The sequence below is a fragment of the Siphonobacter sp. SORGH_AS_0500 genome (genome assembly GCF_031453245.1).
GTDB lineage: Bacteria > Bacteroidota > Bacteroidia > Cytophagales > Spirosomataceae > Siphonobacter.
Genome location: NZ_JAVIYT010000005.1, coordinates 116,053 through 142,467, shown reverse-complemented (window position 1 = coordinate 142,467; position 26,415 = coordinate 116,053). Strand labels below are relative to the sequence as shown.

Sequence of the window (26,415 nt, the reverse complement as noted above, 5' to 3'; positions counted from 1 at the left end):
AAATGGCTGAAAAGTATGGCATCGTGATTGGAACGTCTCACCATGAACCCTTAATGCGGGCCCATGACGAGTGGCGACGAGTAGGGAAAGGTGCCTGGAATTACGAAACCAACTCACAGCAACTGCGTCAGTTCTGGCGGGAGGGAATGAAGCGGGCTTCCAATGAGAAAATCGTTAGCATCGGCATGAGGGGAGATGGAGACGAACCCATGTCGAGAGAAACGGCGACTGCCCTGCTGGAAAAAATTGTGGAAGACCAACGGAAAATCATCTCGGAAGTAACCGGAAAACGGGCCGAAGAAACGCCGCAGTTATGGGCTTTGTACAAAGAGGTTCAGGAGTATTACGACAAGGGAATGCGGGTGCCAGACGACGTTACTCTATTGCTGTGCGACGATAACTGGGGTAACCTGCGAAAGCTCCCTTCTCCAAAGGCTGGTAGCCGGAAGGGAGGATATGGGATTTATTACCACTTTGATTACGTAGGTGGGCCTAGAAATTACAAGTGGCTAAATACCAATCCACTACCCCGAATCTGGGAGCAGATGCATCTGGCCTGGGAGCATCAGGTTAAAAGCATCTGGATTGTGAATGTGGGTGACTTAAAACCCATGGAATTTCCTATTTCTTTTTTCCTGGATTATGCCTGGAATCCAGAGCGAATAGGCCCTGACCAGTTACAGACCTATACGCAGGAATGGGCAGCGGCTCAGTTTGGTAAAGCGGACGCTTCTGAAATTGCCTTCCTGCTGGCCCGTTACGCCAAGTATAATGCCCGCAGAAAACCCGAACTACTGGACGCAAAAACGTACAGACTGGAAAATGGAGAATGGGAAACGGTAGTAACCGATTATAATGACCTGTTAGGCAGAGCCGAAAAGCTGAATGCCAAACTTCCAACGCAATATCGGGATGCCTTTTTTCAACTGGTGTTACATCCAATTCAGGCCTGTGCCAATCTGAATGAAATGTATTACCAGGTCGCACTCAATCATCAGGCGTATCAACAAAAATGGAAAGAAACCAATGCGTACGCTGAACGGGTCAGGGAATTATACGAAAAAGATTCACTGATCACCCAACGGTATCACCAGCTTAATAATGGTAAGTGGAATCATTTCATGAGCCAGACGCACATTGGTTACACCTACTGGCAACAGCCTGAACGACAACGCATGCCTCAGGTATTTCGTTTGTCCGATGGAGAAGGAAGCGAAAAACCTTTCTCCCAAACCGCAAACTCGCGTCAGGCAACAATTCCGGCAGGAGTAAAAAGCCCGGTTTTCTATCAGGATGAAAAACGGGGCGTTTCCATAGAGGCGGATCATTTTACCCACGTTGTTCATTCCAACGGAGTAACCTGGAAAGTGCTGCTCGACCACGGTCGAACGGGTTCGGCCCTGACGGCTTTTCCCGTAACAGGCTCCGAACAAAGTCCGGGAGGAAACGCCCCGCACGTAGCGTATGACATTTATACGTATGCCGACGGAGAGGCCACCATTCACGCGTATTTTTCTCCGAGTCTGAACTTCTATGGTTCCGAAAAAGGATTGCAATATGCCTTGTCCGTAGACGATCAAACGCCACAACTCATCAGTCTCAATCAGGAAGACAAAACGAGTGACCGGGGCGTGTGGAACCAGTGGGCGGCTAACAATATCATCATAAAGCCCAGTAAACACCGATTTGACAAACCGGGCAAACACACGATCAAGTTCTGGCTGGTTAGTCCGGGAGTCGTGTTACAAAAGCTGGTAGTGGACTTTGGGAACATCGAGCCAAGCTATTTGGGGCCGGAAGAAACTAGGTATGAAACATCTGATAAATAGATATGATACGACTGAAGTATACGCCAATTGCTTTACTGGGGATAGGTTTTCTGGCCCTGACCAATTTTACGACGGATTCTAACTCGCTACTACCGTTGAATCTTCCGTCACTGAAAGAGGTGTATAAGGACGATTTCCTGATCGGAACCGCTTTAAATGCGGGGCAGATTGACGAGAAAAGTCCAAAGGAGACGCAGCTCATCGCGGAGCAATTCAATGCCGCTACGCCCGAAAATATCATGAAGGCGGAAGTGATTCACCCCCGTTGGGATCAATACAACTTCACGTATGCAGACAAGCTGGTTGAATTTGGAAAAAAGAATAAATTGGCCATCAATGCTCATACGCTGGTGTGGCATAGTCAGTTGCCGCCTTTTGTACGGAAAATCAAGCGTGCGGACTCCCTTCAGTTATTCCTCAAAGAACACATCCAGACCGTTGCGGGTCGCTATCGTGGAAAAGTACAATCCTGGGACGTCGTTAATGAAGCCTTAAACGAAGATGGAACACTCCGTAAATCCATATTTCTCAATAAGTTAGGCGAAGGGTATCTGGTGGAAGCATTTAGACTGGCTCAGGCGGCTTCCCCCGAAACGCAACTGTACTACAACGATTACAACAATGAGCAACCCGCCAAAAGAGCAGGTTGTATTGAAATCATTAAAAAGATTCAGGCGGCAGGCGTGCGAATTGACGGCGTGGGTATTCAGGGCCATTGGCACGTAGGTAAAATCCCCTTGCAGCATATCGAAGAAAGCATCTTGGCGTACGCGGCTTTGGGTGTTAAAGTAGCCATCACGGAGCTGGACATTGAGGTACTGAAACGTGATTTTCAGGGAGCTGAAGTCAGCCAGCGGATGAGTAATGAGCAAGGCCTGAACCCTTATACCAGCGGACTACCCGACTCACTCCAGCAACAACTGGCCCGTGATTACGAGTCGCTGTTTAAGCTGTTTGTGAAGCACAAAGACAAAATAGCGAGAGTTACTTTCTGGGGCGTGCATGATGGACAAAGCTGGCTTAACGGCTGGCCCGTGCGGGGAAGAACCAATTATCCCTTGCTGTTCGACCGGCAATACAATCCCAAACCAGCTTTTTATAAAGTCATTCAGGCTCATCAATAATTAACCCATGCGACCATCCACCTCACCTCAATTATCAGTACTCGAAAAAATAGGGTATAGCCTGGGAGACCTGGCAGCGAACCTTATTTTCCAGACGCTGATGGCTTTTCTTACGTTTTTCTATACGGATGTCTATAAAATTTCGCCCGGAAGTGCCAGCTTTATTATGCTCACGGGTGGGTTTATTGGAGCCATATTCAATCTGGCGATGGGAGCCATCGCCGACAGAACCCAGACGAAATGGGGCAAATTCCGGCCCTGGATCCTTTGGACATCTGTACCCTTCGGCATCATCGCTCTGCTCGCTTTTTCGACGCCTTCCTTTAGCGAAAGCGGAAAAATAGCGTATGCGTTCGTGACGTACCTGATTCTGGTTATGGTGTATTCGGCTAATAACCTGCCCTACTCGGCCCTGAGTGGGGTAATGACGGGCGATATGAGAGAACGCAACAGCCTTTCTTCGTACCGTTTTGTGGCGGTAATGATTGCTCAGTTTATCGTACAGGTATTGTTATTGCCTTTGGTCATTTCAATTGGTAAAGGCGATAAGGCCGCCGGGTTCGAAAAGGTGATGACCGTATTTGCCATTACCGGGGTAATCTGTTTTCTGATTACCTTCTTCACCACCAAAGAACGCGTCTCTCCGCCTAAAGAACAGAAGACGCCGCTGGTACAGGACTTGTCGGATTTGATTCATAACCGACCCTGGCTGATTATGCTGGGCCTCACCGTTCTGGTATTTATTACGCTAGCCATTAAGGGTGGAATGAACATCTTTTACTTCAAGTATTACTTGACTACCGCCAGTCAGGTTGCTTTTCTGGATAATCTGGGCTTTGGAAGCCTGCTCAATTCCCTGGAAAGTATCACGGGTAAAGCGGCTCTGGCTGAGTTTCGCAAGCCCGGCAGTGCTCCCTACGCCACGGCCAGTGTGGTGAGTGCGGCCAGTACCCTGGCCATGATTGTAGGCATCATCTGTTCAAAGTCGCTGGCTGATAAAATCGGAAAGCGAAATGTGTATGCTATTTTTCTGACCCTTTCGGGAATGACTTTGCTGGTCATCAATTTCCTTCCGCAGACCGCCGTGTCCACCGTTTTTGCCTTACAGACGCTGCATGGCTTTCTGTACGGCATCACCACGCCGCTTTTATGGGCGATGATAGCCGATGTGGCCGATTACAGTGAATGGAAGAACAACCGGAGAGCAACGGCCATCATTTTTTCCGCCATGATTTTTGGTCTGAAAGTAGGCTTGAGTTTTGGAGGAGCCATTGCCGCCTGGTTGCTCAGTACCTTCGGTTACGATGCCGAGGCGGCTGTGCAGACCGAAAGTGCCATTCAGGGCATTCGCTTACTGGTGAGTTTGGTTCCCGGCCTGATTTTCATGGGCGGAGCAACGCTGCTGTTTGGATACCGCATTGATAAAAAAATGGAGGATAAGCTTGAATTAGACCTTCAGGCCAGACGTAGTGCCCTTCTAGAAACCCATAACTAATAATTTGCTATGCCAGAAGATTCAATTGAGCATATTGATTTTGCAGAACTCCGTACGCAGGCGATTTCCCAGCCGCTGGTCTCTCACATGTATACCGCTGATCCGTCGGCTCACGTATTTGAGGGAAAAATCTACATCTATCCTTCGCATGATATTGATGCTGGTATTCCATTTGACGATTTGGGAAGCCATTTTGCCATGGAAGACTACCACGTTTTTTCCATGGAAACGCCGGATGCACCCGCAGTTGATCATGGACTGGCTTTGCACGTAAAGGAGGTGCCTTGGGCAGAACGACAAATGTGGGCACCCGATGCGGCATCTAAAGGAGGGAAGTATTACCTGTATTTTCCCGCGAAAAAAGCCGACGGCATTTTTCAGATTGGCGTCGCCATCAGCGATTCTCCCGCCGGACCCTTTACCCCGCAACCCGAAGCCATCCAGGGAAGTTATTCCATTGATCCTGCGGTTTTTGTGGATGATGATGGCGTAGCTTATATGTATTTTGGCGGCTTGTGGGGGGGACAGTTACAGTCGTATCGGGCGAATACGTACGATGAAAGTCATGCCGAGCCCACGGGTAATGAACCAGCTCTGGGGCCGCGTGTAGCCCGGTTAACGGATGATATGCTGGAATTTGCGGAAGAAGTCAGGGAAATACGCATCTTGGATGAAAAAGGAGAGGTATTGGTAGCCAGTGATAATGAAAGACGGTTTTTTGAAGCGAGCTGGTTACACAAGTATCAGGGGAAATACTATTTTTCTTACTCCACCGGAGATACCCATTTAATCTGCTATGCTATTGGCGATAACCCGTATGGCCCTTTTACCTACGCCGGAAAAATTCTGGAACCAGTGGTGGGATGGACCTCTCATCACTCCATCTGTGCGTTTGAAAACAAGTGGTACCTGTTTTATCACGATTCCAGTTTATCCAATGGGGTTACTCATTTGCGAAGTATTAAGGTAACGGAGCTTAGGCATGATGAACAGGGATTGATTCAAACCATTATTCCTTACGTAACCGAACGTAGCTAAGTAAAAAGTAGTCTATTTTTTGAAGAAAGGCGGAAGCCAACCGGGTTTGCGTCTTTCTTTAACCCAATAATCGTTCTACCTTTCGCCTCACATTCATCCGATTCTGTGCCTCTGCTTATGCTGCGACGATACCTCTGCCTGCTCTTATTAATAATTTCTGTCACTGGTTTTTCACAGCATAAGCCGGCCTTAAAACTTTGGTATACAGAACCCTCTGGAAAAGTTTGGGAAAATGCCTTACCCCTCGGGAACGGCAGACTGGGGGCGATGGTGTATGGAAACGTGGGTACGGAAACGATTCAGCTTAATGAACATACCGTCTGGAGCGGTAGCCCCAATCGGAATGATAATCCTAACGCCCTCTCGGCCCTACCAGAAATTCGGCGGTTGATTTTTGCCGGAAAACAAAAGGAAGCCGAGCAACTGGCGAACCAGTCGGTTTTAACCAAAAAATCGCATGGTCAGATGTTTCAGCCCGTAGGTAATCTAAACCTTAACTTTGACGGCCACGATTCCTTTACGGATTATTCCCGGGAACTGGATATCGAACAGGCGGTTGCCCGAACGTCTTACCGGGTTGGAGAGGTGACCTACACGAGAGAAATGCTGGCTTCATTTCCCGATCAGGTGATTGTGATGCAGCTAAGGGCCAGCAAGCCAGGAAAACTATCCTTCAACGCTTCTTTTTCTTCCCCGCACCCAAAAGCCGAACGTCATACCACTCCTGCCCGGGAACTAACCCTTTCCGGGATTACCTCCGATCATGAAGGTGTGAAAGGGCTGGTGAACTTTCAAGGCATGGCCCGGCTTAAAACCGTAGGCGGAACCCTTACGCGTACGGATACTTCGCTTACGGTAACGGGAGCGAATGAAGCAACGCTTTATCTTTCTATTGCTACCAATTTCAACACGTACAAAGACCTCAGCGGCCAGGCAGACGCCCGGGCTGCTGCGTACCTGAATAAGGCTTTCACCCAATCGTATGCGGCCCTGCGTAAAGCACACGTCGCGACTTATCAGAAGTTTTTTAATCGGGTAACGTTTGATCTCGGAACGAGTGATGCCGCCACCCAGCCTACAAACGAACGGCTCAAGAACTTTCGCTTTACGAATGATCCTCAACTGGTTACGCTGTATTACCAGTATGGACGTTACTTGCTGATTTCGTCTTCACAACCCGGCGGACAACCCGCCAACTTGCAGGGTGTCTGGAATCATCGGATGAGGCCGCCCTGGGACAGTAAGTATACCATCAACATCAATACGCAGATGAATTACTGGCCCGCCGAAAAAACGAATCTGTCCGAAATGCACGAACCCTTGTTTCGGATGATTCGGGAACTGGCAGAAACGGGGCAGGAAACGGCTAAGGTGATGTATGGGGCGGGTGGCTGGATGGCTCATCATAATACCGACCTCTGGCGGATTAACGGGCCTGTAGACGGGGCCTTCTGGGGCATGTGGACGGCAGGCGGAGCCTGGCTGAGTCAGCACCTCTGGGAGCATTACCTCTACAATGGCGACCAGAAATTTCTGGCTTCTGCGTATCCCATTCTGAAAGGGGCGGCCCAGTTTTACGCGGATTTTCTGGTAGAACATCCCAAGTATCACTGGCTGGTGGTGGCTCCGGGAACTTCGCCCGAAAATGCTCCCCAGGCTCACGGTGGGTCGTCGATTGACGCGGGCACTACCATGGATAACCAGATTGTTTTTGACGTATTCAGCACCGCGATACGAGCCGCTGAACTCCTGAAAAAAGATGCGGATTTTGTGGGAATCTTAAAACAGAAACGCAGCCAACTGCCTCCCATGCACGTGGGTCAATACGGTCAGTTACAGGAATGGCTCGACGATGTAGACGATCCCGAAGATAAGCACCGCCACGTTTCGCACTTGTACGGGTTGTTTCCTTCAAGCCAAATCTCAGCGTATCGTACCCCTGATCTGTTTAGGGCTGCCCGCACTTCTTTACTGCATCGGGGCGATGTATCTACGGGCTGGAGCATGGGCTGGAAAGTAAACTGGTGGGCCAAACTACAGGATGGTAATCATGCCTATGCATTGATTCAGAATCAGTTAACGCCGCTTGGCGTTAACAAAGAAGGAGGAGGTACGTATACCAATTTATTTGACGCCCATCCCCCTTTTCAGATTGACGGAAATTTTGGCTGTACCTCCGGTATTACTGAGATGTTGCTGCAAAGTGCCGACGGGTCGGTTCATTTGTTACCTGCCTTACCCGATGCCTGGCCTCAAGGCAGCATTGGAGGACTGCGAGCCAGAGGTGGGTTTGAAATTCTTGCTCTGGAATGGGAACAGGGTCAACTAAAGAAAGTGGTTATTCGGTCTACACTAGGCGGAAATCTTCGAATTCGAACGCCCCAAGCATTGAAAGGGGCTGGTGGATTAAGCCTAACACAGGCGACGGGCTCTAATACCAATCCCTATTACTACACCGAGGAAATTCCAGCGGCAATAGTTTCGTCCCAAGCCCCACGTAATAACCTTACCCTCAAACCAACATTCCTGTACGACATACCCACCCGAAAAGGTGAAGAGATTACGCTAGTTAGCCAGTAAGGTAGCGTATGATTGTAAACGTCGGGTATCAGGTAGAGCAAAGCGAAAGTTTCTGGTGAAGTCAGGTTTGCCTGTCCTGAAACTTTTGCTTTGCTAATGAATCACTTTTTGTTTTCCTGCTTAAAAGATCAATCGTGCCTCGAATGAATGCCGGGTTGAAAGTTTAGATCATGGATTTATTTGACTAACTTTTGGACTTATTTGAGAATACTTGGCTCCTGTGCCTCTGATGATCGGGTATTGCCCAGAAGCAGGAGTCTATTCTTGAAGAACTGCTATTCCATTCCATAGATAAGCTCAACACCTGTGTTTATCTAGCAGCAAGTAGGCATGAAAATCTTGATACGTTTTTTCCTTCTAGTTACACTAGCTATCCTGAATAATGCTGGGGTGTTAGCCCAGAAATTACCCTTGGAATTCAAGAGTTATTCGAACAAAGATGGCTTATTCTCCAGTACAATCTACGGCTTGTGCAAGGATCATTTTGGTTTCCTCTGGTTGGCTACCGAAGATGGACTCAATCGTTTTGATGGAACGAATTTCAAAGTATACCGGCATGATGCTGAAAAATACAAGGGTTTAAAGGTCAATCATATTACGGTTCTTTTTGAAAGCAATAACGGCGATTTATGGATTGGGACCAACGGAGGTTCGCTCAGTTATTATGACCGTCTTTCCGACTCTATTATTCCGTTTGAAGAAGTAGGGGACAAAAAGAAAATACAGCCCGCTATTACCCACATCACGGCTGATGATAAAGGGAATATCTGGATTACCAGCTACGGAGCCTTGTATATCATCGATCCGGTTACGAAAAAGCTTCTGGTGCAAAAGCCCTATCAGGCAATCATGAAGCATTTTGAAGGGCAGACGTCACTCTACACCTTTCAGGATCGGAAGCATCAAATGTGGATAGGAACGGATCAGGGTTTGTGGTTGTATGACAAAAACTATACCCTCATCAGACACTACACGCATGAGGACGATAATCCCAACAGTTTAACTCATAACTACATTTCTGCGATTGTTCAGGATAGCCGTAATCAGATTTGGGTGAGCACCATTGGCGGCTTGAGTAAGCTGGAAGCAGAGGGGAGTGGGTTTAAGAATTTTAATGATTCCCCCGGTAAAAATTCGATCAGCAGTAACACCATTTACGCCCTGGCCGCCGATGACAATGGCAAACTCTGGTTGGGAACGGACGAAGGCCTGGACGTGCTGGATTTGGCTACGGAGCACATCGTCAGTTATGGCCCTGACAGCCGCGATCCCCATAGTTTGAGTAGTCGATCCATCCGGTCCATTCTGGTGGATGAGAAGGGAATTTACTGGATTGGTACGTATCAGGGCGGGCTTAACCAATATGACAAGAGTCAGAGCCATTTTAAATTAAAACAAAGCAATGCTTTTGATCCTTTCGGCTTAAAATCGTCCACCGTTACTTCCTTTGCGGAGTATCGAAACCGTGTTTTTGTGGGAACTGATGGGGGCGGACTGCATGAATATGTACCGCAGAAGGACCTATTCAGACAAATTCAGTTACCCGATGATAGCAAAAACATAAGTCATGATTTAAGCGTGCTGGCTTTGGCAATGGATCGTAACCAGCAGTTGTGGGTAGGTACTTATTTGAACGGATTGTTTTGTTACCAGCCAGATTCACAACGCTATACTCAATTCAAAAAGGGAAACGGACCAAAAGATCTGAATAGTAATGCCATTTTCTGTCTGAAAGAAGATCGACAGGGCAACCTCTGGATTGGGACGAACGGTGGGGGAATTAACATCCTCAACGTCAAAACAAATACCATAGAAAAACTGGTTAGTCAGAGTGACAATACCGATGACATAACCAAACCTTCCAATAACTACATCCGGGCGTTTGAAGAAGATAAATCCGGACGAATCTGGGCGGGTACCTTTGGGGGAGGAATTTCGTTGTATAATCCCAAAACCAAAACTTTTTCCTTTTACAAAAAAAAGAACAGCGGTTTACCCAGTAACTATATTCTATCCATTAAAGAAGATTCCAAAGGTACCATCTGGGTTGGAACCAATGGAAATGGGTTAGCCTATCTTACCCCGCAAAGCAAGAAGTTTAAGGTATTATCAGAAAGCGACGGCCTGATTAATGGAGTAGTGCTGAAAATCATCGAAACCCCAACCGGCGAACTTTGGCTCAGTACGAATAAAGGCCTGAGCTGTTTCAATCCCCTGAACAAACGATTTAAAAATTATACGCACCACCATGGTTTACAGGGCGGAGCTTTTGTCCTGGGCTCTGGGTTACAGCTTTCTACCGGAGAGCTTTATTTCGGTGGACAGAGTGGTTTTAATCACTTTAAGCGGTCGGATATTAAGATTAATAATCAAATACCGGAAGTGGTCCTGACGGAGCTGAAAATTGATAATCAGGCCGTTGTCCCTTCTCCTAAAGGACCTATCGATCAGTCTTTACTGACGGCCAGCGAAATCCGACTGGCCTACAAACAAAATTTCTCCATTCATTTCGAAGCCCTCAATTTCACCGTTCCTGAACACAATCATTACCGATACAAGCTGGAAGGAGTGGATAACCAATGGGTTGATGCAGGAAAAGAACACAGTGCCTATTACACAAACCTGAGCCCTGGTGAGTACACCTTTCAGGTCATTGCGTCGAATAATGATGGGCTTTGGAATACCGAAGGGAGATCCATTCGGATCAACGTAGCTCCTCCCTTCTGGCAATCCATTTACGCTTATGCCTTTTACGTGCTGGTAGGCTTCGGTATTCTGTTTTTAATACGTCGCCGCAGCATTAATCAGTTAAAGCAGAAATTCGCCATTCAGCAGGAAAGACTTCAGGCCAGCCAGCGTCTGGAACAACAACGCAAAGAAGCCGAATACCTGCGGGAGTTCGATCGTATGAAGATTAAGTTCCTGACAAATCTTAGTCACGAATTTCGAACACCCATTTCGCTGATTGCGGGCCCTGCTGAAAAACTGTTGAAACTGAATATGGACGAAAGTGCCAGCAATCAGCTTAACCTGATTAATCGGAATGCTCGCAGGCTGAGTAATTTAGTAAATCAACTCCTGGATTTCAGGAAACTGGAAGAGCAGGAACTAAAACTTCACCTGAAGCCGGGGCAGATGGTGGCTTTTCTGAAAGACGTGGTAAACTCTTTCAACGACCTGGCCATCCGAAAGAATATCATTTTGTCTTTTTCCAGTGAAATGGAGGAAGCAACGCTCGACTTCGATGAAAATAAAGTCGAGCGAATCCTGTTCAATTTGTTATCCAATGCATTTAAGTTTACCCCGGAGAAAGGGTCTATTCGTGTAAGCCTTGAAGAGTGTCTGGAAGAATCTACCGCTGAGGTGGCGTGTATAGCTGTGTCCGTCAAAGATTCAGGCATTGGCATTCCTGCCGAAGCTCAGAGCCGGATTTTTGAAAGCTTTTTCCAGCACGATACTGGTCCGGCTATCCTTAATCAGGGAACGGGCATTGGCCTTTCTATTGTCAAGGAATTTGTCAAAATGCATGATGGACACATCACCGTAGAAAGTGCCGTAGGACTGGGCAGTAAATTCACCTTTCGGCTACGGCTGAAACGCGAAGTAAGTGAGGAACTTGCCGTGGTGAACGAAACCCTGGTTCCTGTCAATCAGGACTTAGTACCTTTCCCAGTCGTGGAGAGTTCTGGTAAAAATTCGGATCAACCTTTGGTGTTGATTGTGGAAGACGATGAAGATTTCCGTTTTTACATCAAAGAAAACCTAAGAACGTTTTATCGGCTTTTTGAAGCGACCAATGGGAAGGAGGCTTGGCAACGAATTCTGTTTCATCACCCTGATATCATCGTCTGTGACATAAATATGCCCGAGATGAATGGTCTGGAGTTAACCCGAAAACTGAAAGCCGACAAGCGAACCAAGCATATTCCCATCATATTACTGACCGCTGCCATTGAAGAAAATGGGCCTTTGTCTGGTCTGGAGTCGGGAGCAACGGATTACATCACCAAGCCCTTTGATTTTGCCGTATTACAGGCAAAAATGAATAGCCTGATTGCCCTCAACCGGGTGTTTAAAGATACGTACACCAAGCAGGTAGTGATGACTTCACCCAATCCGGAAATTGTTCCAGAACGGGAACGTTTTCTGGAGAAAGTGCTGGCGTATATTCATGATAATCTGTCTAATCCTCAGTTATCGGTGGAAACCCTGAGCAGTCATTTATCCATGAGTCGAGCCTCTCTGTATAACCGATTACTTGAATTTACGGGTATGACCCCGGTTGAGTACATCCGATCCATTAAGCTTGAACGTGCCGCTTTGCTCTTAAACAAAAGCGACATGAACATTGCCGAGGTGGCTTATGAGATAGGTTTTGCTAACCCCAACTACTTTACCAAGGTATTCAAAGCTCACTTTAACATGACTCCGTCCGAGTACATCCAGAAAGAGCGGACGAGAGCGGAGGGTATTTTATAAAATAACGAATGCTGCATGTTGCAAGTAATCATCGAACGCAGCCGCAGGCAGCATTGTGATACTTAGGCAAGTAATAGTGTGTTGTTTCCCTAGGAGTTAATAGTGCTACCTGCGAAAAAGTTGGCCGGGCCACGCTGGCAGCGGTTTAGACGAAGAGTGATCTAAAACGAAGGGTAGTTTATAGAATAATAAATAGTCAATATTTCAAGTAATCATCGAACCCAGCCGCTGCCAGCTTTTTCGCTGGCAGCATTGTGTTAAAGAGCAAACCAAAACGAACAATAGGCTATAAAAAAACAAGTGCTGAATGGATTTCCATTCAGCACTTGTTTTGATTAAGGAATAAACTCAAAGTAGAATTCTCTACAGGAAGCTTAGTGTTTCGGTGTGGGTTTTATAGGATTAATAACCAGGATTCTGTTTGCCGCTGACCAGTGGGTTATTATCTAACTCCGCAATCGGCAGGGGCAGTAATTCGTCTCTTTGCGACCGAAAATAAGCGAAGGGCTCCTGAGTGAAGTACCCTTTAGGACGCCAGCGGAGAATGTCAATACTCCGAATGCATTCAAAGGAGTGTTCAACCATTTTCTCGTGCATAACCGCCTTGATTACCTGGGCTTTCGTACTGGTTGGATACTGGCTTGTGGGGTACGCAGGCATCGCTACGCTTTTGCGAGCTCTGACCTGATTGAGGTAATTCACTGCCGCCGTCAGGTTTCCCAGTTCGGCTTCACATTCGGCAAGGTTAATCAGTACTTCCGCGTAACGGATAATCCGCTGATTATTACCACCTGGGTGGTAGCTTGCCTTGGCTTTTCCCTCTTTGTAAAGGATCATGAATTTCCGAACGCTGACTTTTTTCCGTACGCCATTCACGGTGGATGAGTTACCATTTTGATCGGCATCCGTTAGCACATCCGCATCGTTGTTGTACCGGTCGCCAGTTTGGTAAAAACTGAAACTATACCGTGGATCGGTCTTGGCGGCTCCGGTCGCCGTGTTTTCAAACTCATTCAGCAGCTTGTCCGATGGAATCAGGTTTCGCCAGGCGACGGGGTTATACTCCTGATTCCGAATGGTTGACTGAGCGGAGTTCGGCGTATCATTACCGCCCCAGTTAAAGTCATTATCCCCTTTATCCACGTACACAACTTCAAAGATGGATTCCGCGTTGAATTCAGTCTCTTCCTCGAAGTTATCCAGGTAACGATCCGTTAAGGTATACGCACCTGAGGTAGTGACCTTAAGCAGAGCTTCCTTGGCTCCGGCGTAATCATTGCGTTGCATCAGCACCCGACCCAGCAAGGCATTGGCAGCTCCGTTGGTGGCCCGTCCTTTATCCGTGGCAGATTTGTTCGGTAACGTAGTGGCAGCCTGACGTAAATCTTCCACAATGAGGGTATACACGGCATTTACGTCTGCTCTGGCCTGGTAGTCTGCTGGCGTTTTCACGGGTGAGGTATACAAAGGTACGGCTCCCCAGAAGGTAACTAACTCAAAGTAAGCCCAGGCCCGTAGAAACTTGGCTTCTGCCACCACGCGGTCTCTTACGGCTGTATTATCCGTCACATTAGGCCCATTTTGAATCACGGTGTTTGCCCGGTGAATCACAGTATATAAGCCGTTCCACACCGAGTTCATCACGCTATTGGTGGGGTCTGTATTTCCGCTCAGAATCTGAAAACGGGGTACCTCCAATTGGCTCCCTCCGGCAGCGGCGTCATCGCTGCGAAGGTCATGCAGGAAAAACCATTCCCGAGATACCAGTGAAATGTTACGCACCGTCGCATAAATAGAGTTGGTGCCCGCCAGAAGTTCGTCGCTGGTTTTAAAATAATCGGTAGTTGACACCACGTTTTCGTTAATGGTATTCAACGCTTTATCATTACAGGAATAGAAGATGGGCAGAACAGCGATCACCCACATCGTCCGAATGGTTTGCTTGGATAATTTCATACGATTATGTATTAAAAAGTGGCCTGGATTCCTGCTTGAAATGATCGGGGAGTGGGGTATTGTCCGTAATCCACGCCATTCGTGAGCGTACCATTTTTCGAACCAATCTCTGGGTCTAAACCAGAATACTTGGTAACGGTGAACAGGTTTTGGGCAGAAACATAGAGGCGTAATCTGCTGATGCCCAGTACACCCGTCCGCTTGGTCCAGGATTCGGGGGCGTTGTAGCCAATCATTACGTTTTTAAATCGTAAATAAGAGCCGTCTTCAATCCAGCGGGTGGAGGGCCGCACGTTCTGATTAGGGTCTCCGTTTACGGCTCTTGGCATGTCCGTGTTGGTGTTTGAAGGAGTCCAGGCATTCAACACTGCCACGTCGGCATTGAATAAGCGAGGCATCCCTTCCCGAATAATCCGGGCCGCATTAAAGATTTTATTTCCTTGTACCCCCTGGAAGAATACGGTGAAATCAAAGTTTTTGTAGTTAGCTCCGTAATTGAGCGAGTAACTGAACTTCGGCAGGAAACTGCCAATGAAGGTGCGGTCATCGTCATTAATCACGCCATTGCCATCCAGGTCTTTAAACTTCAGATCTCCGGCAGCGGCTCCACTTTGCTTGGCGTGTGCCGTTACTTCGGCTTCACTCTGGAAAATACCTTCCACTACATATCCATAGAACGATTGCACGGGCTTACCCGCTACAGTATTCGTCAAAGGACCACCTCCGCCAAAATCAGCATCACCACCGGCAGTGATAGAGGCATTCTCATTATTTAAGCGTACGACCTGATTGCGAATCACGCTCAGTAAACCCGTTACATTCCAGGTGAAATCGCCCCGCGTTTTGCGATAGCTTGCCTGAAATTCAAAGCCCTTATTCTCCATTCCGGCTACGTTCGCCAGTGTACCTGCTCCACCAAACCCAAAGCTGGTTGGCGTAGGAACCGTCAGAATCAGGTTGTCCGTCTTACGCTGGAAGTATTCTGCTACGAAGGTTAAGCGGTTTTCCAGAAAGCCCATGTCCAAACCGATGTTTGCCTGTTTGGTTTTCTCCCAGGCCAGATTCGGATTGCTCAGCCCGTTATAAAAAGAGCCATTTCCATTGATAACGGTGCCGTTGAAGGGATAGGTAGACTGATTCCGCTGGATGGGTTGTAGGTAGGGGTAATTCCCCAGCAGCACCCCGTTAATACCCGTGATCCCATACCCTCCTCTGAGTTTCAGTTCAGAAATAGAGTTTACGTCTTTCATGAAGTTTTCCCGATCAATTCGCCAGCCTGCGGAAACGGCGGGAAAGTTCTCGAACTTATTACCGGGAGCAAAAACGGAGAGACCATCCCGGCGAAGCGAGGCGGCCAGCAGATAGCGTTCATTGAAATCATACGTGATCCGACCCACCATCGAGCGAATGAAGTTGGTTTCATAAATGCTATTAGCCGTTACGTTGTTCGCTCCGTTCAGCGTTCTTACCACGTTTGTGCTCTGAGTGCCACTGGCCGTTTCATTCCGCACGTTCTGTCCCTGTGTTTCATACACAAACGTAGCCCCCAGGTTATGGCCTTCGAATGATTTTTCGAAGGTTAATTGCTGGGTAAACAGTTGCGTATTGGTCAGCAGCCGCTGATTCTGAATGGAAGCCGTGGCGGCAATGGACGTTCCGCCGTCGTTGTGAATGGGCGTGTAGTTCTCGATGGCTACATTCGAATAATCCAGACCATAGGTGGAGGTGAATTTCAACCAGGGAGCTATCGTTACTTTCAAGTACGCGGTGCCCAAGATACGGGTTGTGTTATTGATGTTTTCTACGAGAAACGCCCGTTCAACCGGATTGACTGGATCGGAAGCATCAAAACTGTTTTGGGGGCCCATGAAACCACCCAGATTGTTGGGATTATAGACAGGTAAGTAAGGCTGCATGCGAATGACGTTCACAATGGGCGTACGGTTGCCCTGAGAAACGTCGAATCGTTGTTTGGATTGGCTGATGTAGAGGTTTTCACCGAAGGTAAAGACCTTACTTAAGGTATGTTCCGAGTTCAGGCGATAGTTCAGACGCTTGAAATTAAGTCCCTGGGCAATGCCTTGCTGATCGAAATAGCCCGCTCCGGTATAAAAACGCGAAACGCCATTACCGCCACTTAAAGAGACATTGTACTGCTGAAGGGGTTGATTTCTTCTGAAATATTCCCGTTGCCAGTTGGTGTTGGTCTGGGCAAACGTCTGGGAAGTGCCTTCGTAAACCGGTAGATTGAAATTAGCCGATTCCAGCCGGGGGGGTAGTGAACTGTTGGCTCCGTTCAGAGCTCTTTCGTACTGTAAATATTGCTGCGTATTCAGAAGATTAAACTCACGAGTTGGACTTTGAACCCCGAAATAAGCATCAAATGAAACCCTCGGACGATCTTGCAGTGCACCTTTTTTGGTAGTAATGATAATCACACCATTGGTAGCTCGGGAACCGTAAATTGCGGCGGAGCTGGCGTCTTTCAATACTTCAGCTGATTGAATGTCGCGGGGATCGATGTTTGAAATAGCAGTGGGGAATCCATCGACTACGTACAGCGGATCAGAGGCAAAGCTGATGGAGCTAATACCGCGAATGGTCACAATGGGAGCACTGCCCGGCGATCCGTTATTGGTGACGTTTAAACCCGCTACCCGTCCCTGCATGGCCTGATCAATTCCTGCTACGGGTAATTCATTAAGGGCTTTGGAGGTAACAGAAGATACTGCTCCGGTAATGGCTCCCCGACGTTGAGTACCGTAACCTACTACGACTACTTCACTCAGCACTCGCTGATCATTTTTGAGAACTACGTCAACGGAAGACCGAGTACCTATCACGATTTCCTGACTGGCATAACCCACGTGCGTGATGACCAGCGTTGTATTATCATCAGGAATGGTTAATCGGAATTGTCCCTGTTCGTTACTAACCGTTCCCAGGGTAGAGCCTTTGATGGCTAGACTTACGCCCGGAATCACTTGTCCCTGCTCGTCTTTAACCGTTCCGGTAATCACCCGATCAATCCAGACTCTAGGCCCGGCTATCGCTTTATCAGGTATCGAAGCATGACGTAAATAGTCGGTTGCTGCACGGGACGGATGCATTTGTAACAGCAAACAAACCATTGGCGGAAACATCATCCATCGGACTGGATGTTCTCTAAATGTTACAGATTTACCCATAGCATTGGTTGAAATTTTGTGAAGTAATTGATTAGGAATAGAAGTCAGGTAGGGATCGCTAAGCGGTAGGTTGAGGTCCGCAAAGGCTCTCCCTTTCTGAACAATACACTGGAAGTTATGTGGGTGTTGGGCTGATAAAATGGTTGAACAAAACTAGAGGGAGAGAATAACCGGACGGTAGTAGAAATGTAAAAAAATATAGAAATAATGTAAATAATATGACTTAAAGAGGGCTTATGTTTAACTAATTAAACATTTTTTCTGATTTTTTAAAGATTTCTATCCTAGCCTTTCTTGGGTTACTTCTACATTTGAGTCCGCTGACTTCTACGTTAAAACGAAGAAAAGACCAGTATCAAGCTTGACGGAAAAGTTACCCCGATAAGCAACCTCTATCACATCATCGTAGCGATTTTACAGAAACATGAGACAACCTATTTTGTCAGTTCTTTTTCTCTGCCTTTGGGGACTGAATGTGGGAATAGCACAGAAGACAACTTTAGTAAATCCGATTTTGTCGGGCTTCTATCCCGATCCGAGTATTGTTCAGGTAGACAAAGATTATTACCTCATTAATTCTACGTTTTCCTACTTTCCTGGCATTCCGGTTTTTCACAGCAAGGATTTGAAAAACTGGAAGCAGATCGGCAATGTCATTGACCGCCCCTCGCAAATGGATTTCATGGGGGAACGGTTAACGCGTGGCCTGTTTGCCCCGGCGATTAGCTATCACAAAGGCACGTATTACGTAACCTGTACGGACATCGACCACGATGGTAACTTTGTGGTAACGGCGAAAAATCCGGCAGGCCCCTGGAGTAATCCGGTTCGTATTCCTCAGGTTCGGGGAATTGACCCTTCGCTGTATTTCGATGACAACGACAAAGCTTATATTCTCTATAACAGCGATGCTCCCGATAACAAACCTCAGTACTCCGGTCACCGAACCATTCGGATGTATGAGTTTGATTATCAGAATCTGAAAGTAGTAGGTGAAGAAAAGCAACTGGTAAACGGCGGGGTGGATATCAGTAAAAAGCCCGTGTGGATCGAAGGACCGCATATCCTGAAGCGAAACAACTGGTATTACCTCTATGCAGCCGAAGGGGGCACTTCGGTGAATCACTCCGAAGTAGTTTTCCGAAGTAAATCGGTTTGGGGCCCTTACGTACCTTACGAACACAACCCCATTCTGACGCAGAAAGGCTTACCCGAAGACCGGAAAGACCCCGTTACCTCGGCGGGTCACGCTCAGTTTGTGGAAGGCCCCGATGGAAAAACGTATTCGATCTTTCTGGCTGTCCGGCCCTACGAAGGCGATTTCTACAACACGGGTCGTGAAACCTTCATTGCTCCGGTAGAATGGAAGGAAGACTGGCCGATCATCAACCCTAACCATAAGGAAATTCAGTATTCCTATCCGGTGAACTACGCAGAAAACAAGCCAAAAGATATGTTACCTCAGTCGGGTAACTTCGGCTATATGATGACCTTCGAAAAACAACTGGACCCTTCCCTGCTGTTCATGCGGACGGTAGATCCCAGCTCGTATACGCTTTCCAAAAAGCAGGGATTAACCCTGAAACTAAAGCCAGAAACCTGTATGGAAATGGGGAATCCTTCTTTTGTGGGTAAACGTCAGCAACACCTATATAGTACAGCAGAAATCGAACTGAGCTTTAGTCCCAAAGCGGAACATGAAAAAGCGGGGCTGGTGATTCTTCAGGATGAACATCATTTTTATTTCCTGAGTAAAGGCCAGAAAGATGGGAAACCAGTCATCCAGCTTTTCAAGAGTGTACCCCGTGAAAAATCGATGGAATTAGTAACGGAAGCACCCCTGAACACCACGGCTGACAAAGTAAATCTTCGCATTTCTTCGCAGGGCGATTCGTATAGCTTCTCCTATACAACGGATGGCAAAAACTGGCAAATGCTGAAAGATAAAGTGGATGGTAAGTTTCTGAGTACCAAAGTAGCGGGTGGATTCATCGGTTGTGTGTATGGCATGTACGCCACTTCTTCGGGCGAAAGTAGTACTAATACCGCTTCTTTCCGTTATTTGAAGTACGAAGGCAAGGACCCGATGTATAAGTAAGGGTAACTAAACTGCTTTGGGAATAGGTTACCTCGCCCAAGCGATTCTCTATTCCCAAAGCAGTTTAGATGGGTTCTTTCAACATTTAATCTTTATCAGATAAACATGCGAAGAAGCTTTATTTTGCTGTGTTTGCTTTGTTCAGGTAGGCTTTTGTTCGCCCAGGCTCAGAATCCGGTCATCTTCGCTGATGTGCCGGATCTTTCCATGATTCGGGTAGGGGATACGTATTACATGAGTAGCACCACCATGCACATGAGTCCGGGTTTGCCCCTGATGAAATCCAAGGATTTAATTAACTGGCATTTGGTGGGTTATGCGTATGACCGATTGGGTGAAGTGGATGAACTGAATTTGAACAATGGCAAGAGCACTTACGGACGAGGTTCCTGGGCTAGTAGCCTACGATATCACAAGGGTACTTATTACGTTACCACATTCGCTCAGACAACGGGTAAAACCTATATCTATTCCACCCAAAACATTGAAAAAGGCCCCTGGAAAGAGGTTTCGTTCAAACCAGCGTATCACGATCATAGCCTGTTTTTCGACGATGACGGTCGGGTCTACATGATTTACGGTGGGGGTAAACTCAAGCTGATCGAACTCTCTTCCGATTTGTCGGGGGTAAAGCCGGGTACTACCGAACAGGTTATCATCGAAAATGCCAGCATGCCTTCGGGTACCGAAGGTGGATTACCCGCCGAAGGGTCCCAGTTATTTAAGGTGAATGGAAAATATTACCTGTTTAACATCACCTGGCCTAAGGGGAGCATGCGTACGGTTGTGATTCACCGGGCGGATAAAATTACGGGTCCGTGGGAAGGAAAAGTCGGCCTGCAGGATTTAGGCGTAGCTCAGGGCGGCCTGATCGATACGCCCAATGGAAACTGGTATGCCTATCTGTTCCGGGATTTTGGTGGCGTAGGCCGGATTCCGTATTTAGTTCCGGTTACCTGGGAAAACGGCTGGCCTGTATTGGGAGAAAATGGTAAAGTGCCCGAAAAGCTGGCCTTACCCGCGAGCAAAGGACTGATTCCGGGTATTGTCGCCTCCGATGAATTCAGCCGCAAAAAGGGAGAACTGCCCTTGCCGCTGGTTTGGCAGTGGAATCACAACCCCGAACCGAAGCTCTGGTCGCTCAGCGAACGCAAAGGGTTTTTACGACTGAAAACCGGAAGAATCGATACTTCCTTTACTCAGGCACGTAATACCCTCACCCAACGGACCATCGGGCCGGAATCGTCGGGAAGCACTGCTCTGGATGTATCGCAGATGAAAGATGGTGATTTTGCGGGTTTAGGATTGTTACAAAAGGATTATGGGCTGGTCGGTGTGAAAGTTACGCAGGGGAAGCCTTCCGTAGTAATGGTTAAAATGAAAGATGGAAAACCCGTAGAGCTGCAAGCTATTCCCCTGAATCAGAAGGTAGTGTATCTGAAAGCCGAATGCAATTTCCGGGATCGGAAGGATACGGCTCACTTCTTCTACAGCCTTGACAACAAAAGCTGGACACGTATCGGGGAATCGCTAAAAATGCCCTATACCATTCCGCATTTTATGGGGTATCGGTTTGGACTGTTCAATTACGCGACGCAACAAACGGGTGGCTACGCTGATTTCGATTATTTCCATATTAGCGATACCATTACTCAGCCCTAAATTCAGATTAGGTGGATCAAAGAACAGGAATTGGTTTAATCAGACAGAGAGCAAGCAAGTGCATTGCTCTGGATGACAGGAAGAGTAGGCAGTGAAATGAAAATAACCCCGTTTGTTCCTTCAAACGGAGGGAAAGCCAACGCAAGGCCGCTCTATTTGGATTTAAATGGTCAGTCTTTATAACCATGTTTTGGATGGAGCTCTAAGCCTTTACTACTTGCTATGAAAAAGATCGGGATCATTTGGGCCGTAATGTTAGTACTGTTTTGCCGTGAGCATACAGTTGCTCAGGACCCTGACTTTCACATTTACCTCTGTCTGGGGCAGTCAAATATGGAAGGTCCTGCTGCCATTGAGGCTCAGGATACGACCGTGAATGCCCGGTTTCAGGTATTGGCAGCATTGGATTGTCCGCAGCTGGGACGGAGTCAGGGCCAATGGTATCCGGCTAAACCGCCTTTGTTTCGGTGTAATACCCGACTTTCCCCTGCCGATTATTTTGGTCGCACGATGGTTGCTCATTTGCCCGAAACCATCCGAGTAGGTGTAGTACCCGTGGCGGTAGCAGGAAGCAAGATTGAAATTTTTGATAAAGCTGAGTATCAGGCTTATCTGGACTCTTCAGCCGCGGAAAGACCGTGGATGATCAACATGGCGAAGGCTTATGGAGGGAACCCCTACGAACGTTTGGTGGAACTGGCCCGGCTGGCTCAAAAAGTCGGTGTAATCAAAGGCATTCTGATTCACCAGGGGGAATCCAACACGGGCGATAAAGCCTGGCCAGCGAAGATTCAGAAACTTTATGATAATCTGCTGGTGGATTTGGGATTGGCCCCGAATTCCATCCCCTTACTGGCGGGTGAAGTGGTCAATCAAGATCAGGGTGGAAAATGTGCCAGCATGAACGCGATCATCGCGACGCTGCCCCAAACGATTCCGAATGCCTACGTAATCTCATCGGCGGGCCTTCCGGCGGTTCCGGATAAACTTCACTTTACCTCCGAAAGCATCCGACAATTAGGCAAGCGGTACGCCGTGCAGATGCTGTCGTTGCAGGGGTATGGGGTGAGGGAATAATGACGTTGTTGTTTTGTATAAATATTTGGCAGTAAGGAGTTTATGGAGAATAGGTATGGCGTCCCTCATGCTTGACTGGTTATTCAGTCCGTATGTATTCCATGCCGGGCATCGCATGCCGGCCGCCCATCGTTGACTTCATACTGCTCCAGCCACCGCATTGCGGAGAGAGCTGCCATGGAAGGGTAGGCGGCTTGAGCACGGCATTCGGGTTTATGCCGTCGACAATGCCAAATGGCTAATAACCAATAGCTATTTAGTCGTGGAGAGGTCCAGCCTGCAAGGCTCACGGGCTATACTAGTCGGCCGTGTCTGCGGTACCAAACCGTCTAGGTGAATGACGAGGTTTCAACCCATCAAATGAAACAGGCTTTTTGTAATAAAGGCTCTCTTTACTCTAAACCCCTTTAATCTATGAAAAACAATTACCTGAAGCCCCGGCTAATCCGATGGTTGTTCAGCGGATTATTAGCTGGCCTGATAGGGGCTTCCCCGGCCCAGCCACCGAGGGGACCGCTGGTGGTATCGCCCGAGGTTCATGCGGATCACACGGTTACGTTTCGCTATCTGGCCCCAACGGCCCGGGAGGTAAAGCTGAGTGGGCAGTTTGAAAAGACGGCTGTTCCGCTGACGAAAAATGACCAGGGCATCTGGAGCGTAACGGTAGGCCCGGTAAAGCCTGATATCTATCCCTACAGTTTTCAGGTCGATGGCGTGACCGTTATGGACCCGGCAAACGGGGCGTTTTTCCCGAATGAGCGATTCAAGGCCAGTCTGGTCGATGTACCGGGCGATACGCCGCTGATGCATGCCTTGAAAAACGTACCGCACGGCACGGTATCATACGAGTATTACCCCTCGGCCGAAGGCACGACGGGTTCGCTGGTGGTGTATACGCCACCGGGATATGATCAGAATCCCACGAAAAAATACCCGGTATACTACCTCATCAGCGGCACCACGGATACGGAGGAAACCTTCTACAAAGTGGGTCGAACAAATCTGATTCTGGACAACTTGCTGGCCGAGGGGAAAACCAAACCGATGATCATCGTGATGCCCTACGGCAACATTGCCGCTCGGGTAGCGGAACAAAAGGGTGGAGCCAAACCTGCGGATCCCATCGTACGCGACGATGCCGACGCCGTCAATCGGGCGAATGCTTTCGGCGACGATCTGATCCAGAACATCATTCCCTACATCGAGAAAACTTACCGAACCCTGGCGAATCGGGAAAACCGGGCCATCGGCGGATTCTCACGGGGTGGAGGACAAACCCTCCGGGCCGCCTTTGGTCACATGGATACTTTTGCCTGGGTGTGTGCCTACAGTTCGTACCTCTCACCCGCCGAAATGGAAAAGAGCTACCAGACCATTGCCAGTAATCCGGCCCAAACCAATCGGCAACTGAAATTACTGTGGGTAAGCGTCGGAAGTGACGATTTTCTCTACAAAGGCACCCTCGAATTCATGGATTATCTGAAGTCGAAGAACGTCAACTTCAAAAGCCGGATTACGGACGGAGGACACACCTGGATGAATGTCAAAGCTTACCTGGCAGAAACCGCTCCCTTACTCTTTCAATAGACGCAGCTTACCGCTATGAAAAAAGTCATCTATCTTCTGTCCCTACTGCTGGGATCGAGTTTTGCGGGAATGGCTCAGCGTCCGCCCTCCATCAGTTCTCCCGAAGTACATCCCGATCATCGCGTCACATTTCGCTATTTCTCCCGGAATGCCAAAAAAGTGACATTAAATGGGGAATTTCTGTCGGCTCCCGTAGCTATGACCAAGGATACGTCCGGCCTCTGGAGCGTAACCGTACCGCCAGTGAAGCCTGACGTGTATCCGTATGGTTTCTCGGTAGACAGCGTTCAGATCGCTGATCCCAACAATACTTACATTTTTGCCAACGAACGATTTAAACGAAGTATCGTCGATATTCCGGGGGATCAGCCGCTGGTGCATTCCTTGCAAAACGTACCTCACGGTAAAGTCAGCTATCGATACTATTCATCAGCAACGCTCGGGCGAACGCGGAACGTGCTGATTTATACGCCACCCGGTTTTGACCCTAACGGTAAAACAAAATACCCGGTGCTTTACCTGATTCACGGCGGTTCTGACACCGAAGAAACCTGGACGAAAGTCGGACGGGCTCACTGGATTGCCGATAATCTGATCGCTCAGGGAAAAGCAAAACCCATGCTGATTGTCATGCCGTACGGAAATGTTCGCCCCAGTCCCATGGCTGACTTCACAAAGGACCTGGTCAACGACATTATTCCGTTCGTGGAAGCCAATTACCCCGTTTACAAAGACAGTAAAAACCGGGCGGTAGCGGGCTTTTCGGTGGGCGGTGGTCAAACGCTCAACATTGGTCTGACGAATCCCGACAAGTTCGCCTACATCTGCTCCTACGCTCCGTATACCGCCACGGAAGAGTTTGCCAAAAACTTTACCAACTGGTCACCCAATGCGGAGCAACTGAATAAACAACTCAAATTATTTACTATCAGTGTAGGAACGGATGACTTTCTCTACGAACCAGTAAAACAGAACATTGCGATGTTTCAGGGGAAGAAACTAAAGGTTACGCCCCTTATCGTATCGGGCGGCCATACCTGGATGAATTGTAAATTATACCTCGCTCAAACTTTACCTCAGCTTTTTCAATAAACCCTCAGTTAGTTCTGGCAATGAACGGGTTAACCGAGGAAAGTTTTCTAGTAAACGATGTAACCTCTAAGAAACAAATCTATGATTCGGAACACAATCGCGGTCGTGCTGGCCTATGCGTTGGCTCAGACCGCCTGCTTTTCACAAACAACCGTAACGGAGGATTTTAAACCCTCCACTTTGAATCAACCCGGTCAGGAATACCCGCAGGTCAACTCGCAGGGGTATGCCCGGTTTCGCATCAAGGCCCCTCAAGCGGATAGTGTGCGAGTGAGTCTAGGCCTGGGCGGGAAAGGCGGAACGCTGCTTACCAAAAGCGACGACGGCTTTTGGGTAGGCACGACGGCCGGACCCATGGATGAGGGTTTCCATTATTACAACGTAACCATTGACGGTGGGAAATTCAATGACCCCGGGGCTAAGAACTATTACGGCTCGGTACGCTGGGAGAGCGGCATCGAGATTCCCGCCCATGATCAGGATTTTTACGCCCTGAAAGATGTTCCGCATGGCCACGTACAGCAGGTGCTTTTCCCGTCTAAAAGTACAAATACCTCCCGCCGGGCTTTTGTGTATACGCCACCGGGATACGAAAAGGAATCCTCAAAAAAATATCCGGTATTATATCTCCAGCACGGCTGGGGCGAAGATGAAACCGCTTGGAGTAATCAGGGACATGCCAATCTGATCATGGACAATCTGATTGCCGAGGGAAAAATCAAACCCTTTATCATTGTGATGACTTACGGCATGACGAATGAAGTGAAAATGGGCGGCATCCGTAATTTCAAGATTGAACCCTTTCAAACGGTGTTGGTCGATGAGCTAATTCCGTACGTAGATACGCACTTCCGAACCCTGGCTAACCGCTCCAATCGGGCGATGGCCGGACTGTCGATGGGGGGCATGGAAACGCATACCATCACCCTCAACAAACCCGAAGTGTTCGGCTATTACGGCCTCCTCAGCGGTGGATTGTATACGCCGGAAGAGTTAAAAGATCAACCCAAAGCCCATTTGCTTTTCATCAGTTGCGGCAGTAAGGAGCGACCCGAAGCCGTGAAAAAGGCTGCTGAGGACTTGAAAAAGGCGGGGTACAACGCCGTTTCCTACGTCTCCGCCAATACCGGCCACGAATTCCAGACCTGGCGACGGAGCCTCCACGAACTGGCTCCACTGCTGTTCAAGAACTAACCTAATCCACTGACTA

Annotated in this window: 14 protein-coding genes; 12 read left to right on the top strand and 2 right to left on the bottom strand. The window is 48.1% G+C overall.

The genetic code is table 11. The annotated features are described in order from the left end of the window. The first annotated feature begins 2 nt into the window (after window positions 1–2). The 6 genes from QE357_RS21520 (at window position 3) to QE357_RS21495 (ending at window position 12,545) form a co-directional block, all read left to right on the top strand. Window positions 3–1,829 (top strand): glycosyl hydrolase 115 family protein, encoded by a 1,827-nt coding sequence (locus QE357_RS21520; RefSeq protein WP_309712252.1) that lies wholly within the window; start codon window positions 3–5, stop codon window positions 1,827–1,829. Between the two features lie 2 nt (window positions 1,830–1,831). After that, complete coding sequence (locus QE357_RS21515) at window positions 1,832–2,953, top strand: endo-1,4-beta-xylanase (protein WP_106638376.1); 1,122 nt, start codon at window positions 1,832–1,834, stop codon at window positions 2,951–2,953. A gap of 7 nt (window positions 2,954–2,960) precedes the next feature. Further along, window positions 2,961–4,448, top strand: a complete 1,488-nt coding sequence (locus QE357_RS21510; RefSeq protein WP_309712249.1) for an MFS transporter — start codon at window positions 2,961–2,963, stop codon at window positions 4,446–4,448. Window positions 4,449–4,457: 9 nt separating this feature from the next. Next, window positions 4,458–5,486, top strand: a complete 1,029-nt coding sequence (locus tag QE357_RS21505) for a glycoside hydrolase family 43 protein (RefSeq protein WP_309712246.1) — start codon at window positions 4,458–4,460, stop codon at window positions 5,484–5,486. A 117-nt stretch (window positions 5,487–5,603) separates the two neighbouring features. Next, the gene (locus QE357_RS21500) at window positions 5,604–8,066 is read left to right on the top strand and encodes a glycoside hydrolase family 95 protein (protein WP_309712244.1); all 2,463 of its coding nucleotides are present in this window, start codon (window positions 5,604–5,606) and stop codon (window positions 8,064–8,066) included. Between the two features lie 330 nt (window positions 8,067–8,396). Beyond that, the gene (locus QE357_RS21495) at window positions 8,397–12,545 is read left to right on the top strand and encodes a two-component regulator propeller domain-containing protein (RefSeq protein WP_309712242.1); all 4,149 of its coding nucleotides are present in this window, start codon (window positions 8,397–8,399) and stop codon (window positions 12,543–12,545) included. A 402-nt stretch (window positions 12,546–12,947) separates the two neighbouring features. Here the strand turns inward: QE357_RS21495 and QE357_RS21490 are convergent, their stop codons facing one another. Together QE357_RS21490 and QE357_RS21485 are read right to left on the bottom strand one after the other, a co-directional pair. Continuing rightward, a complete protein-coding gene (locus QE357_RS21490) occupies window positions 12,948–14,501 on the bottom strand; it encodes a RagB/SusD family nutrient uptake outer membrane protein (protein WP_106638308.1) in 1,554 nt (517 codons plus the stop codon). An 11-nt stretch (window positions 14,502–14,512) separates the two neighbouring features. Further along, window positions 14,513–17,611 (bottom strand): TonB-dependent receptor, encoded by a 3,099-nt coding sequence (locus QE357_RS21485; RefSeq protein WP_309712239.1) that lies wholly within the window; start codon window positions 17,609–17,611, stop codon window positions 14,513–14,515. Between the two features lie 502 nt (window positions 17,612–18,113). Here QE357_RS21485 and QE357_RS21480 point away from each other — a divergent pair. From QE357_RS21480 to QE357_RS21455, 6 genes are all read left to right on the top strand, one after another. Next, on the top strand, window positions 18,114–19,787 hold the full coding sequence (locus tag QE357_RS21480) for a glycoside hydrolase family 43 protein (RefSeq protein WP_309712235.1): 1,674 nt from the start codon (window positions 18,114–18,116) through the stop codon (window positions 19,785–19,787). Between the two features lie 105 nt (window positions 19,788–19,892). Further along, a complete protein-coding gene (locus QE357_RS21475; RefSeq protein ID WP_309712232.1) occupies window positions 19,893–21,449 on the top strand; it encodes a glycoside hydrolase 43 family protein in 1,557 nt (518 codons plus the stop codon). A 222-nt stretch (window positions 21,450–21,671) separates the two neighbouring features. Further along, complete coding sequence (locus tag QE357_RS21470; RefSeq protein ID WP_309712229.1) at window positions 21,672–22,526, top strand: sialate O-acetylesterase; 855 nt, start codon at window positions 21,672–21,674, stop codon at window positions 22,524–22,526. A gap of 414 nt (window positions 22,527–22,940) precedes the next feature. Then, window positions 22,941–24,113: an esterase gene (locus QE357_RS21465; protein WP_106638310.1), complete on the top strand. Its 1,173-nt coding sequence runs from the start codon at window positions 22,941–22,943 to the stop codon at window positions 24,111–24,113. A gap of 15 nt (window positions 24,114–24,128) precedes the next feature. Then, window positions 24,129–25,205 carry an alpha/beta hydrolase-fold protein gene (locus QE357_RS21460; protein ID WP_309712224.1) on the top strand — a complete coding sequence of 359 codons (1,077 nt, stop codon included), beginning with the start codon at window positions 24,129–24,131 and terminating at the stop codon, window positions 25,203–25,205. Window positions 25,206–25,286: 81 nt separating this feature from the next. Further along, a complete protein-coding gene (locus QE357_RS21455; RefSeq protein ID WP_307140641.1) occupies window positions 25,287–26,399 on the top strand; it encodes an esterase family protein in 1,113 nt (370 codons plus the stop codon). Window positions 26,400–26,415: the final 16 nt, after the last annotated feature.